Source organism: Pseudomonas sp. P7548 (genome assembly GCF_013386585.1).
GTDB lineage: Bacteria > Pseudomonadota > Gammaproteobacteria > Pseudomonadales > Pseudomonadaceae > Aquipseudomonas.
Map to the genome: position 1 here is coordinate 92,296 of NZ_JACARO010000011.1, position 18,104 is coordinate 110,399.

At 61.2% G+C, this 18,104-nt stretch carries 17 protein-coding genes; 10 read left to right on the forward strand and 7 right to left on the reverse strand.

What is annotated here, in order from left to right; all coding sequences use genetic code 11:
• Positions 1-182 precede the first annotated feature (182 nt).
• Complete coding sequence (locus HX803_RS05215; RefSeq protein ID WP_178919446.1) at positions 183-1,103, reverse strand: histone deacetylase; 921 nt, start codon at positions 1,101-1,103, stop codon at positions 183-185.
• A gap of 75 nt (positions 1,104-1,178) precedes the next feature.
• On the opposite strand from HX803_RS05215, the gene HX803_RS05220 reads away from it, so the two are divergent.
• The 3 genes from HX803_RS05220 to HX803_RS05230 are packed head-to-tail and all read left to right on the forward strand — an operon-like array spanning position 1,179 to position 3,240.
• Positions 1,179-1,748, forward strand: a complete 570-nt coding sequence (locus HX803_RS05220) for a GNAT family N-acetyltransferase (protein WP_176998493.1) — start codon at positions 1,179-1,181, stop codon at positions 1,746-1,748.
• Between the two features lie 38 nt (positions 1,749-1,786).
• On the forward strand, positions 1,787-2,656 hold the full coding sequence (tesB, locus tag HX803_RS05225; RefSeq protein WP_178919449.1) for an acyl-CoA thioesterase II: 870 nt from the start codon (positions 1,787-1,789) through the stop codon (positions 2,654-2,656).
• Complete coding sequence (locus HX803_RS05230; RefSeq protein ID WP_178919451.1) at positions 2,653-3,240, forward strand: HAD family hydrolase; 588 nt, start codon at positions 2,653-2,655, stop codon at positions 3,238-3,240. Before tesB ends, HX803_RS05230 begins: the two co-directional genes overlap by 4 nt.
• Positions 3,241-3,373: 133 nt before the next feature.
• On the opposite strand, the gene HX803_RS05235 is transcribed toward HX803_RS05230, so the two are convergent.
• The 3 genes from HX803_RS05235 to HX803_RS05245 form a co-directional block, all read right to left on the reverse strand.
• Entirely contained in the window at positions 3,374-4,360 is a 987-nt protein-coding gene (locus HX803_RS05235) for an alpha/beta hydrolase (protein WP_178919453.1), read from the reverse strand.
• Positions 4,361-5,248, reverse strand: a complete 888-nt coding sequence (locus HX803_RS05240; RefSeq protein ID WP_176998489.1) for a neutral zinc metallopeptidase — start codon at positions 5,246-5,248, stop codon at positions 4,361-4,363. It lies immediately after the preceding gene.
• A gap of 158 nt (positions 5,249-5,406) precedes the next feature.
• Complete coding sequence (locus HX803_RS05245; RefSeq protein WP_178919455.1) at positions 5,407-5,823, reverse strand: membrane lipoprotein lipid attachment site-containing protein; 417 nt, start codon at positions 5,821-5,823, stop codon at positions 5,407-5,409.
• A gap of 199 nt (positions 5,824-6,022) precedes the next feature.
• Between HX803_RS05245 and HX803_RS05250 the strand changes: the two genes are divergently transcribed.
• Positions 6,023-6,901, forward strand: a complete 879-nt coding sequence (locus tag HX803_RS05250; RefSeq protein WP_178919457.1) for a DMT family transporter — start codon at positions 6,023-6,025, stop codon at positions 6,899-6,901.
• A 1-nt stretch (position 6,902) separates the two neighbouring features.
• Here the strand turns inward: HX803_RS05250 and HX803_RS05255 are convergent, their stop codons facing one another.
• The gene (locus tag HX803_RS05255; RefSeq protein WP_178919458.1) at positions 6,903-8,237 is read right to left on the reverse strand and encodes an MFS transporter; all 1,335 of its coding nucleotides are present in this window, start codon (positions 8,235-8,237) and stop codon (positions 6,903-6,905) included.
• A 212-nt stretch (positions 8,238-8,449) separates the two neighbouring features.
• Here HX803_RS05255 and quiC point away from each other — a divergent pair, with 212 nt between their 5' ends.
• Both quiC and HX803_RS05265 read left to right on the forward strand, forming a co-directional pair.
• A complete protein-coding gene (gene quiC / locus HX803_RS05260) occupies positions 8,450-10,351 on the forward strand; it encodes a 3-dehydroshikimate dehydratase QuiC (protein ID WP_178919460.1) in 1,902 nt (633 codons plus the stop codon).
• A gap of 77 nt (positions 10,352-10,428) precedes the next feature.
• The gene (locus tag HX803_RS05265; protein ID WP_178919462.1) at positions 10,429-11,094 is read left to right on the forward strand and encodes a TetR/AcrR family transcriptional regulator; all 666 of its coding nucleotides are present in this window, start codon (positions 10,429-10,431) and stop codon (positions 11,092-11,094) included.
• A 148-nt stretch (positions 11,095-11,242) separates the two neighbouring features.
• On the opposite strand, the gene HX803_RS05270 is transcribed toward HX803_RS05265, so the two are convergent.
• Positions 11,243-12,091, reverse strand: a complete 849-nt coding sequence (locus tag HX803_RS05270; RefSeq protein ID WP_178919464.1) for a shikimate dehydrogenase — start codon at positions 12,089-12,091, stop codon at positions 11,243-11,245.
• A 5-nt stretch (positions 12,092-12,096) separates the two neighbouring features.
• Entirely contained in the window at positions 12,097-12,537 is a 441-nt protein-coding gene (gene aroQ, locus HX803_RS05275) for a type II 3-dehydroquinate dehydratase (RefSeq protein WP_106579308.1), read from the reverse strand.
• Between the two features lie 206 nt (positions 12,538-12,743).
• On the opposite strand from aroQ, the gene HX803_RS05280 reads away from it, so the two are divergent.
• The 4 genes from HX803_RS05280 to HX803_RS05295 all read left to right on the forward strand — a co-directional run bounded on the left by HX803_RS05280 (position 12,744) and on the right by HX803_RS05295 (position 18,005).
• A complete protein-coding gene (locus HX803_RS05280; RefSeq protein ID WP_178919466.1) occupies positions 12,744-13,265 on the forward strand; it encodes an RNA polymerase sigma factor in 522 nt (173 codons plus the stop codon).
• 63 nt (positions 13,266-13,328) lie between these two features.
• Positions 13,329-14,327 (forward strand): FecR family protein, encoded by a 999-nt coding sequence (locus tag HX803_RS05285; protein ID WP_178919467.1) that lies wholly within the window; start codon positions 13,329-13,331, stop codon positions 14,325-14,327.
• 194 nt (positions 14,328-14,521) lie between these two features.
• Positions 14,522-17,278 carry a TonB-dependent receptor gene (locus HX803_RS05290; RefSeq protein ID WP_178919468.1) on the forward strand — a complete coding sequence of 919 codons (2,757 nt, stop codon included), beginning with the start codon at positions 14,522-14,524 and terminating at the stop codon, positions 17,276-17,278.
• A 103-nt stretch (positions 17,279-17,381) separates the two neighbouring features.
• Positions 17,382-18,005, forward strand: a complete 624-nt coding sequence (locus tag HX803_RS05295; protein ID WP_178919469.1) for a heme acquisition protein HasA — start codon at positions 17,382-17,384, stop codon at positions 18,003-18,005.
• Positions 18,006-18,104: the final 99 nt, after the last annotated feature.

The following is an 18,104-nucleotide window of genomic DNA, read 5'->3' on the forward strand; positions in this document are numbered from 1 at the left end:
TGCGGCAGTTTTGTTGCAAATCTGGAACAGGTCGAATGTTCCACAACGTTTCACGGCTGTGGAAAAGTATGTGGTCAAAAAACGTACAGTTTCCTGCAGGCTATACGGGAACTCGCTTGCAGCCCGTTACGCTCAAGTTATCCACAGGCCGTTCCACAGGCACTGTGGGTAACGCCCACAGTTCAGTGACAACCTGATGACGTCCACACCCGGTGTGCGCTGTGGTGCAGGATGCCATGGCGCCGGGCCAGGGCTGGGCGGTCCTTGCTGTAGCCGCCGCCGATCACGCCCATCACCGGGATGTCGCGGCCCAGGCAATGGCGCATCACGCTTTCGTCGCGGGCGGCGACGCCTGCGTCGGTCAGCTTGAGGTAACCAAGGGCGTCATCCTTGTGTACATCCACGCCCGCGTCATACAGCACCAGGTCGGGCTGGTAGAGCGGCAACAGGTAGTTGAGGGCGTCGTCGACCACCTTGAGGTAATCGGCATCGCCCATGCCCATGGGCAGGGGAATGTCCCAGTCGCTCTGGGCCTTGCGCGCCGGGAAGTTTTTTTCGCAGTGCAGCGATACGGTGATGGCGTCCGGCGTGTTGTGGAGGATGCGCGCGGTGCCGTCGCCCTGATGCACGTCGCAATCGAAGATCAGCACGCGGTTGACCCGGCCGCTGGCCAGCAGGTAATGGCTGATCACCGCCAGGTCATTGAAGATGCAAAAACCGGCTGGGTAATCGTAGTGGGCATGGTGGGTGCCGCCCGCCAAGTGGCAGGCCAGGCCGTGTTCAAGGGCTTTTTCGGCTGCCAGGATGGAACCGCCCACGGCGCGCACCGTGCGTCGGGCCAGGGCTTCGTTCCAGGGCAGGCCGAGGCGCCGTTGGTCTTCGCGGGACAACTCGCCACCCATGTAGCGTTCGATATACCCAGGGTCATGGGCCAGGGCCAGAATCTCTGCCGGGCACAACTGCGGGCGCAGCAATTGGCTGTCTTCGGTCAGGCCGCTGTCCACCAGGTGATCGCGCAGCAGGCGAAACTTGTCCATGGGGAACCGGTGGTCTGCCGGAAACTCGGGGCTGTAGTCGTCGTGGTAGATCAGGGGCAGGGGCATGGGATTTTCTGACAGGAACCTGCGACGCATCTTACCCGCGTTGTACACTCACGCACATGGCAAGGGAGGGGACCCATGGAGCCGATACTGGAATTGGAAAGTGCACGTCTGGTGCTGCGCCAATGGCGCGACAGCGACCTGCCGGAATTTGCGCGCATGTGCGCCGACCCGCAGGTGATGCGCTATTTCCCGGCCAAGCTGAGCCACCTGGAAAGCGCCGCATTGATCGGGCGCATACGTGGGCACTTCGCGGAATACGGCTTTGGGTTCTGGGCCTTGCAGCGCAAGGACACGGGCGAGTTTATCGGCCTGACCGGGCTGCAGAATGTCAGCTTCGAAGCGGGCTTCACCCCGGCAGTGGAGATCGGCTGGCGCCTGGCCCGTGAACACTGGGGCCTGGGGTATGCCAGCGAAGCGGCGTGGACGGCCTTGCGCTGTGGTTTCGACCGGTTGCAACTGGATGAAATCCTCGCGTTTACCACCGAGTCCAATTTGCCATCACAAAAAGTCATGCAGGCCATCGGTATGCATTACGATCCCCAGGCAGATTTTGAACACCCCAAGGTCGCAGCTGATGACCCGCTGCGCCATCATGTGTTGTACCGCATCACCCGCGCCCAATGGTTGGACACGCTGCACGGATAGGCAGCCCGGAATGCCCCGTAGATTTTAGGAGTTGCTCTATGAGCCAAGTATTGGAAGACCTAGTGGACTTGCTGACCCTGGAGCCGATCGAGGAAAACCTCTTTCGCGGCCGCAGCCAGGACCTGGGTTTTCGCCAACTGTTCGGCGGCCAGGTGCTTGGCCAGTCGCTGTCGGCTGCCAGCCAGACCGTAGAAGAAGCGCGGCACGTGCATTCCCTGCACGGCTATTTCCTGCGCCCTGGCGATGCCGCCTTGCCGGTGGTGTATTCGGTGGACCGCGTGCGTGATGGCGGCAGTTTCAGCACGCGGCGCGTCACGGCGATCCAGAAGGGCCATCCGATTTTCACTTGCAGCGCCTCGTTCCAATACGACGAACAGGGCTTCGAGCACCAGACCACCATGCCCGTGGTGGTCGGCCCGGAGAACCTGCCGTCGGAGCTTGAGCTGACGAAGCAACGCGCCCACCTGATCCCCGAGCCCATGCGCGACAAGCTGCTGTGCCCCAAGCCGATCGAAGTGCGCCCGGTGACCGAAAAAGACCCGTACAACCCTCAGCCGTCGGACCCGGTGAAGTACGTGTGGTTTCGTGCCGATGGCGCGCTGGCCGATTCGCCGGCGCTGCACAAATACCTGCTGGCCTACGCCTCGGACTTCGGTTTGCTGACCACCTCGTTGCTGCCCCACGGCAAGACGGTGTGGCAGAAAGACATGCAGGTCGCCAGCCTCGATCACGCGCTGTGGTTCCACGCCGACCTGCGTGCCGATGACTGGTTGCTGTACGCCATGGACAGCCCCTGGGCCGGCAATTCCCGTGGATTCTCCCGTGGCAGCGTGTACAACCGTGCCGGGCAACTGGTGGCGTCGGTGACCCAGGAAGGCTTGATTCGCCATCGCAAGGATTGGGCATGAGCCTGGCGGACGTTAAGCACTGGGTATTTGACATGGACGGCACCCTCACGGTGGCCGTGCATGACTTTGCGGCCATTCGCGTGGCCCTGGAGATTCCGCCCGAAGACGACATCCTCACCCACCTGGCGGCGTTGCCTGCCGATGTGGCTGCGGCCAAGCATGCCTGGTTGCTGGAACATGAACGTGAACTGGCGCTGGGTTCGGTCGCCGCCGAAGGCGCGGTGGAGCTGGTGCGCGAGCTGGCGGGACGCGGTTATCGCCTGGGCATCCTGACGCGCAATGCGCGGGAATTGGCCCACGTGACCCTGCAAGCGATTGGCCTGGCCGACTGCTTTGCTGTCGAGGACGTGTTGGGGCGTGATGATGCGCAACCCAAGCCCGATCCGGATGGCTTGCTGAAACTGGCCGCGGCCTGGGATGTTTCGCCGAGCGCGATGGTGATGGTGGGCGACTACCGCTTTGACCTGGACTGCGGCCGGGCAGCGGGGACACACACGGTCCTGGTCAACCTGCCGGAGAACCCGTGGCCGGAGTTGGTGGATTGGCATGCAGCCGACTGCTTGGCCTTGCGCCGAATGATCTAGATCGGCCTCTGAAGATCAAATGTGGGAGCGGGCTTGCTCGCGAATGCGGTGTGTCAGATTCAAATAAGTTGACTGATCCACCGCCTTCGCGAGCAAGCCCGCTCCCACATGGTTGACCGTATTTCTTCAGTAACTATTGGGTAAACAACACTTTCTGCCCTTCAGGCGAGGTAAACATCCCATCCCCGTTGTGCCCAACGCCTGGCACTTCCACCAGCTTATGCGTCAGTTGCGGGTGACGCTGCTTGAGGTAGTCGAAGTAGTTGTGCCCGCGAATCAGGCGATACGCGCCCTGGGTTTCGGCCCCACAGCTCTTGTCCAGTGCCGGGTGGTTCGGGTCAGTGTCTTGTTGGCCCAGCAGGTAGGTGATGTTGCGTGACACATAAGCCTGTTCCAGCTGCTCGGCGCTCTGGCCCTTGGCGTAGGCCGGCAGGTTTTGCATGCCGTATTTCCAGTCGTTGAAGCCTGGGCAACTGGCAACATCAAACTTCACCGGACGCTGCGGTGTGAAGTAGGCGTAGGACGACGGGTTGGCCACCACATACCGCAGGCTGATGCCTTCGGTTTGCAGCATCGGGTGGTCGTGGCCGGTGAGGGCGAAACGCTGCACCACCTGGCCGCCGCCGGAGTGGCCGGCCACCACGATTTCTTTCAGCGCCGGGAACAGCTTGCGGTTGCCCAGGTGCTTGATGATCTGGTCGAGGGCGCCGTAGGAACTGATCTGGCCGGGGCCGGTAGACGGCTCGCCAGCCATCCAGTCGTTGCCGTTCCAGCGCAGTACCTGGTTGTCCAGGTGGTTGCGCTTGATATCCAGCTCATTCAGGAACTGCGGTGCGATCACCAGGGTGTTGGCGGCCTGACCTGCGTGTTCAGCTGCGTCTTCGCCGCTCTGCAGGTAGGTCTGTGCATTGCGCAGGCGCCCGTGCACGATGATCAGGGCGCGGGTGACCTGCGGCAGCGGTTGGTTCCAGTCCTGGCTCAAGCCCAGGCTGAGGTCGCCGGCATCCAGGTGAAAACGATCGGGGCTGACCACCTTGACCCCATGCTCTTTCTCGGCGGCCCAGGTGGCGGTGGAGCAGGACAACATCAAACCCAGCAGCAATCCCAATCGTTTATTCATTTAAAGACTCTTCGCCGTAAAGGTGTCGCATTGAGTGATCTGGCCACCCGCAAAGCCGGTCTTGAACCAACGAACCCGCTGTGCCGAGGTGCCGTGGGTAAACGAGTCGGGCACCACGCGCCCTTGACCCTGTTGCTGCAAACGGTCATCGCCGATGGCGTTGGCCGCATTCAGTGCTTCTTCAATGTCGCCGGGCTCCAGCCAGTTCAGGCGCTTCTGCGCGCGGTTGGCCCATACGCCGGCAAAACAGTCGGCTTGCAGCTCCTGGCGTACCAGTAGGCCGCCGTCGCCTTGCATCTGCCGGCCTTGCTGGCGTGCGGCCTGGATCTTGGCCGAAATGCCCAGCAGCGTTTGCACGTGATGCCCCACTTCATGGGCGATCACATAAGCCTGGGCAAAGTCGCCCGCAGCCTTGAAGCGTTGTGACATCTCCCGGAAGAAATCCAGGTCCAGGTACACCTGTTGGTCGGCCGGGCAATAAAACGGGCCGCTGGCCGAGGTGGCGCCACCGCAGGCGGAATTGACCCGGCCACGGAACAGAATCAGTTTCGGGTTCTTGTAGGTCAGGCCGTTCTCCTTGAACACCTGGCCCCACGTGTCTTCGGTGTCACCCAGCACCGCGCGTACAAAGTCAGCCTGTTCATCGTTGGCCGGTGGTGCCTGGCGGGTCTGCGTGCTCACCGAGGGCGCCTGCTCCATCTGGCCGGTCAACTGGCCAAGGATCTGCAGCGGGTCCTGGCCGGTCAGCCAGCCAATGCCGACGATCAGCACGATGGCCGTGAGGCTCAGGCCCTTGCCGCCGCCAAAGCGCATGCCGCCACCCCCGCCGCCACTGTCGTCACGGGCATCCACCACGTTGTCGCTGCGTCGGCCTTTTTTCCATAGCATGGGGCAATCCTCTCGATGAACCTGAAAACAGTGTTGTTGGTGCGTGGGCATGGCGCCAGCCCGGCTGTCCGACAGGTACGAGAGCTGCGTAGTATCGCTGCTGTCAGTCCGTGCCGGCAGAGGGGCCAGATGAAAGTTGTGTCAGCTTTGCAGCTGGATCAGTCGCGGCAGTAACCTTCGCCGGTGTCGACGACCAGGCAATCCTTTTTATCCGCCAGCCATTTCAAACCGGTGGCTTCACCGTCGCCGGCGGTCAATTGTTGCGGGCCGTCCGGACGGGTAAAGGCGATGCCATCTTCATTGGCTTCGCCTTTGAAGGTGCCGGAGTCATCGGCGTCGAGGCCGTATTGCATGGTCAGGATGTAATGACCACGGCCGATGCTGTCGTCTTTGGCGATGGTCAGGTTCAGGCCTTCCACGCCCACCCACTTGCCCACCCATTTGTCGGTGGGCGGGTTGGCCGGCACCAGGGTGGCTTGCACCGACGCAGGGGCCGGTTTGGGGGCGGGGGCTTCCTCCTTGTTACAGGCGGTGAGCAGGGCAAGGGTTGAAAGAACGAAGAGTGTTTTTTTCATAGCGGCAAGGCCTTGGTTAAAAAGTGCACAATGCGGGGGCAAACGTGCAGCGTTGGACTCGAATCCCGTGATTTAGTGCGCTGTTCGCCCGGTGTTTGGTTATGCTCTTGGGGCGCACACAGGCGCGGCTGCTAGATTACCGGGTTGAGTGCTGCCACGTTCAGTGCTCAGCGTTCAGCCTGCCATGCAAGAGAATTCAATGACTGTCAGCACACCGCTTTCCGGCGTCAACCATCCGTTCAAAGGCATCTTGCTGATTGTGCTGGCGACGTTTCTGTTTTCCAGCCACGACGCCTTGTCCAAGTACCTGGCCGGGTTCTACCCGATCGTGATGGTGGTGTGGGCGCGCTACCTGGTGCACACGCTGTTGATGGCCGGGATCTTCCTGCCGCAATCGGGCCTGCGCGTGTTGCGCAGCAAGCGGCCGGGGATGCAGGTGGTACGGGCCTTGTGCCTGCTGGGCACCAGCCTGTTCTTCACGGCGGCGCTGCATTACATCCCGCTGGCAGAAGCCACGGCGGTGAACTTCCTGGCGCCGATCCTGGTGACGGCGCTCTCCGTGCCGCTGCTCGGCGAGCATGTGACACGTGGCCAATGGCTGGCGGTGATCTGCGGCTTTGTCGGCGTGCTGATCATCATCCACCCCGGTGGCGAGCTGTTCACCCCGGCGGTGCTGCTGCCGCTGTGTTCGGCGCTGTTCTTCTGCTTCTACCAGTTGCTCACGCGCATCCTCAGCCAATACGACACGCCCACCACCAGCAACTTTTTCGCCGGGCTGTGCAATACCTTGGTGATGAGTGCGATGGTGCCGTTCTTCTGGCAGATCCCGACCTTGTGGCACGGTGCGCTGATGCTGGCGCTGGGCACCTGCGGGATGACCGCCCACTTGATGTTGACCCAGGCGTTCCGCTTTGCGGCGCCGGCCTTGCTGGCGCCGTTCGGCTATTGCCAGATCGTGTTTGCGGGGTTGTTGGGCTGGCTGGTGTTCAACCACACCCCCGATGTGACCACGGTGGTCGGCATCGGGGTGATCTGCATGAGTGGGCTGGCCGCTGCCTGGCAGCAGCGGCGCAAGTAGATCAAACGTCTACGGTAGGAATCTTGCGCGGCGCCATGAAGTACATCCAGGTCAGTGCAATGAAATACATCGCCGGGATCAGGGTGAACAACACGGTGTAGTTGTTGTTCGTCACGGTGAGAATGTGGCCGACGATCTGGGTCATGAACATGCCGCCGATGGCCGCGCACATGCCGCCGAACCCAAACACCGTGCTCATCATGTGCTTGGGCGTGTAGTCCATCACCAGGCTCCAGATGTTGGCGGTCCAGGCCTGGTGCGCACCGATGGCCAGGGAAATGGCAAACACCGCGACCCATAGTTGGCTGGAACCCGCCGCCATGATCACACCGACGATACAGCAGGCGAACAGCAGCATCGACAGCAAGCGCGCCTTGATCGAGTTCATGCCACGGCCGATCAGGAACGACGACAGAATCCCCCCACCTACGCTGCCGAAGTCGGCCGTCAGGTAAATGATGATCAGCGGGATGCCCATCTGCGTCACGTTGATGCCCAGGTTGTATTGCTGGTTCAGGAATGGCGGCAACCAGTACAGGTAGAACCAGAACACCGGCGCGGTCATCGAGTAGGCGAGGGCGAAGGCCCAGGTGCCCCGCATGCGCAGGATGCGGCTGAACGGGACGCGGGGTTGTTCCGGTTCGACTTCCTGTTGCACGTAGTCCAATTCGGATTGTTTAACGGTGGGGTGCTCTTCGGGGTTGTAGTACTTCAGGCCCCAGCACACCAGCCAGATTCCGCCCAGTGCCGACATGCACAGGAACGCCGCTTGCCAGCCCCACACTTGCAGGATCAACGGCAGCAGCATTGGCGTCATCATCGCACCGACGTTGGTGCCGGCGTTGAAGATGCCGGTGGCCACGGCGCGTTCACCGGCCGGGAACCACAACCGCGTGGTCTTGACGCAGGCCGGGTAGTTGGCCGCTTCGGTGATCCCGAGGATAAAGCGGCAGACCATAAAGCCCACCGCCGAGGTGGCCAGGCCGTGGGCGCCGGTGGCCAGGCTCCACAGCAGCACCGCGCAGAAGAACACGCGTTTCACGCCGACGCGGTCGATCAAGCGGCCTTGCAGCACAAAACCGATGGCGTAGCCCACCTGGAACCAGAAGTTGATGTTGGCGTAGTCCATCGCCGTCCAGCTCATTTCCTTGGCGAGGATCGGTTGCATCACGCCCAGGGCGGCGCGGTCGATGTAGTTCAGGGTGGTGGCGAAGAACACCAGGGCCAGCATGCCCCAGCGAGTTTTACCCACGGCCAGGGCGCCGCGGATCTTGTCGCCGATGCCGGCGTGCGGGTTGCCCGGGCGCGCGGCCAGGACGGAGTTTTGCGAAGGCATGAGGTCGTACCCGTTTTTTGAAATTTTTATGGTGTGTTCTGGGTCTTGTTGCTGAATCGATGGTGCGCAGCGGTTAAAAAATCGTCAATTCGCCAAAGGGGCATAGTGTTCGATAATCGCACCAAAAACTAACCGGTTCGTACATTTTAATTGCTGTGTGTAAAGCTGGGGCCAATAATTTGCCGTAAATAACAATTGCCGGGAGTCGCCCCATGCAACGTTCCATTGCCACCGTTTCCTTGAGCGGCACCCTGCCGGAAAAGCTCGAAGCCATTGCCGCCGCCGGGTTTGACGGCGTCGAGATCTTCGAAAATGACTTGTTGTATTACGACGGCAGCCCCCGGGAAGTTAGGCAGATGTGCGCTGACCTGGGCATTGCCATCACCTTGTTCCAACCCTTCCGTGACTTCGAAGGGTGCCGCCGCGACCGCCTGGCGCGCAACCTGGAACGCGCCGAACGCAAGTTCGACCTGATGCAGGAGCTAGGCACCGACCTGGTGCTGGTGTGCAGCAATGCCTCGGCGGATTCGGTGGGCGACGAACGCATTTTACTCGATGACCTCAGCCTGCTGGCCGAGCACGCCGGTCGTCGAGGCTTGCGCATCGGCTATGAGGCGCTGGCCTGGGGCAAGCACGTGAACACCTGGCAGCAGGTGTGGAACCTGGTGCGCCAGGTCGATCACCCGAGCCTGGGGGTGTTGCTCGACAGCTTCCACACCTTGTCGCTCAAGGGCGACCCGAGTGGCATCGCCCAGATACCCGGCGACAAGATTTTCTTTGTGCAAATGGCCGACGCGCCGATCCTGGCCATGGACGTGCTGGAGTGGAGCCGGCATTTTCGCTGCTTCCCCGGGCAGGGCGAATTCGACCTGGCGGGCTTCCTCGCACCGATCATCCAGAGTGGCTACACCGGGCCGTTGTCCCTGGAGATTTTCAACGACGGCTTCCGCGCAGCACCGACGCGGGCGAATGCGGCGGATGGTTTGCGCTCGCTGCTGTACCTGGAAGAAAAGACCCGCGAACGCCTGGCGCAGGAGCAACCAGCCACGCCGGCGGACATCCTGTTTGAAACCCCGGCTGCCAGCGACTACGACGGCATCGAGTTCCTTGAATTTGCCGTGGATGAAAGCCTGGGTGCGAAGCTGACGCAATGGCTGGAGCGCCTGGGTTTCGTCAAGGCCGGGCAGCACCGTTCCAAGAGCGTGAGCTTGTTGCGACAGGGCGATATCAACTTGATCCTCAACTGCGAGCCGTATTCTTTCGCCCACAATTTTTTCGAGGCCCACGGGCCGTCGTTGTGCGCCACGGCGATTCGAGTCAAGGATAGCGCCAAGGCCCTGGCGCGCGCGGTGGCCTACAAAGGCCAGCCGTATCGCGGGCTGGTGGGGCCCAACGAGCTGGAGTTGGCAGCGGTGCGTGCGCCGGATGGCAGCCTGATTTATCTGGTGGACCCGTCCGAAGGTTCGCTGTACGACACCGACTTCAACCTGCAACCGGCGACGGCCTCCAGCGGCGGCCTGCTGCGCATCGACCATATGGCCATGGCCCTGCCGGCTGACAGCCTCGACAGCTGGGTGCTGTTCTACAAGAGCCTGCTGGATTTCGAGGCCGATGATGAAGTGGTGCTGCCCGACCCTTACGGTTTGGTGAAAAGCCGTGCGCTGCGCAGCCGTTGCAGCTCGATCCGCCTGCCGCTGAATATTTCCGAGAACCGCAACACGGCGATTTCCCACGCGCTGTCGAGCTATCGCGGCTCGGGCGTGCATCACATTGCCTTCGATTGCGCGGACATTTTCGCCGAAGTACGTCGGGCCAAAGAGTCGGGCGTGCCTCTGCTGGATATCCCGCTCAATTACTACGACGACCTCGCGGCGCGCTTTGATTTTGACGATGAATTCCTCAGCGAACTGGCGTACTACAACGTGTTGTACGACCGCGACGCCCAGGGCGGCGAGTTGTTTCATGTGTACACCGAGCCGTTCGAAGGGCGGTTTTTCTTCGAGATCATCCAGCGCAAGGGCGGCTATGCCGGCTACGGCGCGGCCAACGTGGCCGTGCGCCTGGCGGCCATGGCCAAGTCCCGCAGCGGTGCGGTGCGCCAAGCGCGTTTATAAGGGCTGGCCAGGTGCTTCCTTCGGGAAGCATCGCGGCCCATAATCAGCGCCTGCATAACAATGGCCGTGAGCGCACCATGACCTCGAGTCCCGAACTCCCCGCAGTGTCAGACGCACCGCGCAAGAGTCGTAAGAACAACCCGGAAAAGACCCGCGAAAACATTCTCCAGGAAGCCATTGTCGAGTTTGTCCAGCAGGGTTTGTCTGGCGCTCGCGTGGATGCGATCGCCGAACGTATCCACACCTCCAAGCGCATGATCTATTACTACTTCGGCAGCAAGGAGCAGTTGTACGTCGAGGTGCTGGAGAAGCTCTACGGCGATATCCGCAACACCGAAACCCGCATGAACCTCACGGCGCTGGAGCCGCGCGAGGCGATTCGCCGGCTGGTGGAGTTCACCTTTGATCACCATGACCAGAACGTGGATTTCGTGCGCATCGTGAGCATCGAAAATATCCACAATGCCGAGTACGTGAAGCGTTCGGACGCGATCAAGGCGATGAACAGCAACATCCTTGAAGCGTTGGGCGCAACTTTGCAGCGCGGGGCCGAGATGGGTGTGTTCCGCGCAGGACTGGAGCCGCTGGACGTGCACCTGCTGATCAACTCATTCAGCTTTTACCGGGTGTCCAACCGTCATACGTTCAGTGAGATCTTTCAGATTGAATTGTCGGATGAGGCGGTCAAGCAGCGGCATCGGGACATGATTTGTGAGTCGGTGATGCGTTACCTGCAGGCGTGAGAGCGCACGGTGCTTAAGGCTGAAATGCAATCGAAATGTGGGAGCGGGCTTGCTCGCGAATGCGGTGTGTCATTCACAGCATATGCTGACTGACAAACCGCATTCGCGAGCAAGCCCGCTCCCACATTTCGGATCTTCGTTTTGCCAATTAGCTATTCATGCTTTGGAAGTGCGCCAGCATCCTGTCGGCATCCGGCACTTCACCACTGAACAACTCAAACGCCTTCACCGCCTGAAACACCGCCATGTTGCCGCCATCCAGCGTGCGGCAACCCAGGGCACGGGCATCACGCAGCAGCTCGGTTTCCAACGGGAAATACACAATTTCCGCCACCCACAACTCGGCGCGTAACAGACTTGACGGCACCGGTGTGCCCGGCAGTTTGGCCATGCCCATCGGCGTGGTGTTCACCAAACCATCGGCCTCGGCCATGGCGTTTTCCAGATGGCTGCCCACCTGCGCACGCCCGGCACCGAAGCGCTGGGCGAGGTTATCCACAAGGTCGCGGGCACGGCTGGGGTCCACGTCAAAAATACTCAACTGTTCCACACCCTCGGCCAGCAGCGCATGGGCCACCGCCGCACCTGCACCGCCAGCACCCATCTGCACCACGCGTTGGCGTGCCACATCACTCAGGTTTCTGCGAAAACCCTCGGCGAAACCCAGGCAGTCGGTGTTGTGGCCGATGCGTTTGCCCTCCCTGAACACCACCGTATTGACCGCGCCAATGCCGCGCGCCTCGTCAGACAGCTCATCCAGCAGCGGCAGAATGGCCTGCTTGCACGGGTAGGTAATGTTCAACCCGGTGAAGTGCATCAGTTCGGCGGCGTCGAGCAGGTCGGGCAGGGCGTTGATGTTCAGGTGCAGGGGTTCCAGGTCGATCAGGCGATACAGGTAGCGCATGCCCTGGGCGTCACCTTCCTGTTCATGCAGCGCGGGCGTGCGGGAGGCCTGGATACCGGCGCCGATCAGGCCGGCGAGGATGCGCGGTTTCATCGGGCTCACCCTTTCAAGGTGTGGCTGAAATGTTCCAGGGCCAGGTGATAACCATGGCTGCCGAACCCGGCCAGCACGGCCTTGGCGATCGGCGAAACAAAGGAGTGGTGCCGGAACGCTTCACGCGCATGCACGTTGGATAAATGCACTTCGATCACCGGCACTTCACTGGCCACCAGCGCGTCGCGGATGGCCACTGAGGTGTGGGTCCAGGCGGCCGGGTTGATCACGATGCCGGCGCAGCGGGCGCGGGCGCTGTGGATCCAGTCGAGTAGTTCACCTTCGTGGTTGGTCTGGCGAAATTCGATCTTCAGCCCGAGTTTTTCCGCACTGCGCCCACACAGCGCGGCGATGTCAGCCAGGGTTTCATGGCCGTAGGTGGCGGGCTCGCGGGTGCCGAGCAGGTTGAGGTTGGGGCCGTTGAGCACCAGCACGATAGGCGGCATAAGGGGATCTCCACTGTTCTTGTTAGTTGTGGAGATAAAATGTACTGAATGGTTAATTTGGTCAATTGATCGCGGCGGATGTGTTCGATTATCGAACCGATATTCAGAGGGTTCCCACACCAGAATCAGATTAGATATCAATTGAAAATCATTCTCGACAACGCTTACTATGCCCGCCTGTTTCCTTAACATTCCAGGGAGTCGGTTTGTCGGACGTGGATCTCAAAGGCCTGTTTCTCAAGCATGCCGATACCCTGCGCGGGTATCTGGCGCGCAAGGTACGGGACCCGCAGTTGGCCGCAGACCTGGTGCAGGAGAGCTTCCTGCGTCTGGCGGAAAAACCGGCCGGCGAGCGTATCGACAATTCCCAGGGCTATCTCTATCGAACGGCGAGCAATCTGCTGATCGACCATATTCGCCAGGAAGCGCGGCGCAAGACAGACTCCGTGCCCCATGAGGCGCTGGCCGAGATTGAAGATGAAGTGGCCGGGTTGGAGGCTCAGGCAATGGCGCAGCAACAGCGACTGGCATTGAAGCAGGCACTGGCGGAATTACCGGAACGCACCCAGCAGATCTTCCGTCTCAACCGCATCGAAGGCATGACCCACGCCCAGGTGGCCCGGCACCTGGATATCTCCGACAGCTCCGTGCAGAAGCACTTGGCCAAGGCCTTGGCCTACGTGATGCAGCGTTTGCAGGAAGGCGAGGGGGCGCCATCCGACGAATGAGTTACCGAAATGCACTGGGTCAGACGTCACAGCGTTACATAACGAAAAATTCGAGATGCACACGTGAATAGCCAGGGTCCGCAACAGCACAGCATTACCGAGGCGGCGGCCGAATGGGCGGTGCGCCTGCACGCCGGTGCCCTGACCGAACAGGAGCAGGCCGAGCTGCAACATTGGATCGCCTGCGACAGCCGCCACGAAGCGGCGCTGCGCTTTGCCGAACAGACCTGGGCGGCGTTGGGTGAGGTCTACAAGGATGAGCCCGTACACCGTCAGCATCCGGTGGCGGCAACGTTGCCGGTGCGTCGGTCCAAGCGGCGCAGGCCATGGCAGCGTGCGGCCGCGGTGGCGCTGGTCGTGGTGGTGGCGGGCGTGGGCTGGGTGCGCGGGCCGGATGCGTTGCTGCGCCTGCAGGCAGACTACGTGACGCAAAAAGGTGAAGTGCGCACCGTGCACCTGGCCGATGGCAGCACGGTGGAGCTGGACTCCAGCAGCGCGATCCGCCTGGATTACGACGGTGTGCAACGGCGTGTCAGCCTGATCCAGGGCTCGGCGATTTTTGACGTGGCACCGAGGGTGGGCCCGGAAACGCGGCCCTTCGTGGTGCAAAGCGCCGGCGCGCAAACCCGGGCGCTTGGCACGCGGTTTGTGGTGACGCGTGAGGATGACCGGCAAGCCTGGGTCGGGGTGTTGCAGCACAGCGTCGAAGTCTCGATGCAGGCGCCACCTCGTCAAGGCCCGGCCGAACGCGTGCTCAAGGAAGGCCAAGCGGCGCGTTACAACCCGCAGGAGGGCGTGGCGCCGCTGGATCAGTTCGACGTGGAACGTGCCACCAGTTGGCGGCGGGGTGTGCTGATTTTCGACCGGCTGCCGTTGGCCAAGGTGGTCGAGCAGCTCAATCGCTATCGTCCCGGGCGGGTGGTGTTGACCGACGCCGCCTTGGGCGAGCGTGAAGTCAGCGGAGTGTTCCGTCTCGACATGCTCGATACGGCCCTCGGGACCTTGACCCAGGAACTTCAAGTGCAACGCTTGGACCTGGCGGGTTTTAGCCTGATTTATTGATTTCTCTGCGGGCGGTGGTGATCTCGCTGACGCCATCGCCGGCAAGCCGGCTCCTACAAAGGGGCTGTGCTCCTTGAAATTCCCTTCGATTAAAAACTTTCAAAAAAACCTTACTGAGTTCCTGCGCCTCGTACGTCTTGCTAGGTGAGAAGCATTCGCATAAACAAAAACGCTCAGTGCAGGGAAAACCAGAAATGTCAGCATTCACCAAGGGGCGCATCACCGGTAGCCGGTTGGCCCTGGCCATTCACTTGGGGGTGCTCGCCACAGCGGCCCCGGTGTATGCCGCGCAACCTCCGGCAGGTGCAGCACAGCCCGCCGTGCTGATGTTCGATATTCCTGCGCAATCCCTGGGCAGTGCCGTGCTGGCGTTCGCCGACCAGGCCGGCCTGCAAGTGTTGTTCGACAGCCAGCGCCTGCAAGGCTTGAGCAGCACCGCGCTCAAAGGCCACTTCAGCGTGCAGGAAGGCCTCGGTCGCCTGCTGGGTGGCGCACCCGTGGAGTACCGCTTCACCGGCGAGCGCCAAGTCACCCTCAACCGGGTTGCCACCGACCATGACAACGCTATCACCGTAGGCACCACCACCATCACCGGCGGCACCCATGGCCAGGCGAGCGATTGGGTGTACCAGAGCCCAAAGTCCGTGGCGGTGATCAGCCGTGACATGATCGATAAACGCCCGCCCCGTCACGCCGCCGACATGCTCGAAGAAACGGCCGGCGTGTACACCGCCGTCGACCAGCGCGACCCCGGCCTGTCGGTGAACATCCGTGGCGTGCAGGACTACGGCCGCGTGAACATGAACATCGACGGCATGCGCCAGAACTTCAACGTCAACGGCCACCAGCAACGCAACGGCACCCTGCTGATCGACCCGGAGTTCATCTCCAGCGTTCAGATCGACAAGGGCAGCCAGTCGGGGCAGGGCGGCGCGGCGGTGTTGGGCGGCATTGCCTCGTTCAAGACCCTGGAGGCCAGCGAGTTTCTCAAGGATGGCAAGGAGTACGGCGGACGTTTGCGCGCGGGCAGTGGCATCGGCAAATTGGGGAATGGCACCGACTTCAACGGCAGCGGCGTGTTCGCCTTTGGTGATGAGCGCGGCGACGTGATGCTCGGCTACAGCGAGCGCCACTTCGGCAACTACCACGGCGGCAAGCACAACGACCAAAACCTCGGCACCAACATGCGTGCCCGTAAATATGCCCCCGTAGCCTTTGATGACTGGCTCAACAGCGAAGTCGGCGACACCGGCAGCGTGACCCGCTCGCAGATCGTCAAGTTCGGCCTGAACCTGCCCAATGACCAGCGCGTGCAGCTGAGCTACCTGGAAAGTGACACTGACAGCAACGATTCATGGGGCTACATCGCCGATGACCTGCTGAGCACCTATTACCTGCGCACCAGCAAAAACAACCTCAACGCAAAAAACGTCGCGTTGGACTACAGCTACAGCCCGGATAACCCGCTGATTGATCTGAAGGCCAAGCTCTATTACGTCACCACCCAACTGGACCGGGCCAATGCGCCCAATGTGGCGTCGCTGAGTTCGGGCAACTACTTCGCGCCCTACACCGACCACTTCCAGACCGACACCTGGGGCCTGCAAGGGGAAAACACCTCGCGCTTTGACCTGGGCAGAGGCGGGCACTTGAGTTGGAACTATGGTCTGGAGATGTATCAGGACACCTTCAAACCCAGTACCAATAAAGTCGAGTCGAGCAACGTTCTCGCGACCGGGTCATTGCCCTACACCCCCAGTGCCGACCCGGAAGGTAAGCGCACCATTGCCAGTCTGTTCAACAACCTTCAATACGAATACGACGATTGGCTGACCGTGGATGCGGGGCTGCGTTACGACCGCTACCGGCTGGAAGGCGTTACTGGGATGACGCTCTACAAGCGTGATCGTTTTTACACCAGCAGCACGCCAGCCCGGCGCGTCGAGGACATTTTCGACATCGACCGTGAGGAAGGGCGCTTTTCGCCAACGTTTGGTCTCGGCATCAAGCCCGGGGTCGACTGGCTGCAACTCTATACCCGCTGGGGCAAGGGCTGGCGTCCGCCGGCCGTCACCGAAACCTTCATGACCGGCCGCCCCCACGGTGGCGGTTCGGGCGAGCGGGTATTCCCCAACCCTTACCTCAAGCCTGAGGAGTCCCGTGATTGGGAAGTGGGGATGAATGTGTTCAAGGAATCGTTGTTCTTCAACGACGACCGGTTGGGCATCAAAGTGGCGTACTTCGATACCAAGATTGAGAACTTTACCTTCCTCAATACCAGCGTGAGTCTGCCGGAAACCTCCGTCGGCGGGTTCAACGGGATCATGGCCTACACCAATAACCTCAATGACACGCGGTTCCGGGGCCTTGAATACCAGTTCAACTACGACATGGGGCGTGCCTACACCAACCTCAGCTACACCCACATGATCGGCAGCAACGAGTTCTGTTCGAAGAACTACTACATGGGCGGTGCCAAGAAGGCCGGGCCTACCACCACCGTGATCGAGCAGTTCACGCGCCCGAACGGCACCATCGGCTTCCGTCCGGTCACGCGGTATGAAGTGCTGGACGACGACGTCGCCAATGCCAAGGAAAGCTGCGGCCGCATCATGGGCAATGCCACCTACACCCCGGCTGACCGTGGATCGCTGACGCTGGGCGCGCGCTTTCTGGACAAACGCCTGGATACCGGTGTGCGGGTTCGCTATAGCTCCGGTAATGGGGAAAACCTGAATAACCAGGGCTATCAGTTCATCGACCAGGCCATGTGGCCCAAATACACCGTCTATGACTTTTACGCCAGTTACTGGATGACTGATCAATTGAACATCGCCCTGGCACTGGAGAACGCCACCGACGAGGCCTACTTCGTCGCCATGGGCGATGCCAACAACCTCAGCCTGGCGCGCGGGCGGACGTTGAGCGGGATGCTCGAATACAAATTCTGATACCGAGGCCGAGGCACCGGATCAACCAAGGTTTTGCCCAGGGTTGGGCAAAAAGTGCGCATCTGCGTACTGATACTAGCGCTGTTTATAACGAGGTTTAGTGATGACTATTTCTGTTAGCTACGAGTCGTACCTGGGCACTACTTCGCTGTCTGACTACCTGTCGGACTGGGCTCTTGGTTTTGCCACGGCAGGCCATGGCACCGGTAACACGGGCGGTTTCAGCAACGGCACCTTCAGTGGCGATCAGTATTCGACTCATGGCGCCAACAACTCCGACTACGCGTTTATCGCCGACAGCAACACCAGCAACGGCCTGCACTACGTGTTCAACCCGCTGCTGCCTGCCAGCAGCAACCAGAACCACTACTTGTGGGGCAACCTGGATAACGTCGAGCTGGGCACCGGCCTGACCGGCGGCAACGGCAGTGATTTCGACCTCAGCGCCTACAAGGTGGCTTTCAACGGTCTCGACCTGTTCGCCGCCGAAGGCGCGGGCCGCACCGGCAACGAAGTCCAAAGCGTGATCTACGGCCTGATGCAGGGCAACACTACTGCGCTGGAAACCGTGCTCAACAACCTGCTGGATGACTACGGCCTGTCCACCGCCGACACCTTCGACCACGTCGCTTCCACCTTGGCCAGCCACGCCGCCTCGGTGGCCACTGCCGACGTCGCGCTGGTCGGCGTGCAAGACGTCCCTCAGGACTTCGCCCTGGCGGCCTGAACCCCCGCTGCATGAAAAAAGCGAATGGGGGATCGCTCGCCCATTCGCCGCATGACACACCGCTGTCGCCAAGCCTTCTAATTCTTCGGCGGCGGCGGT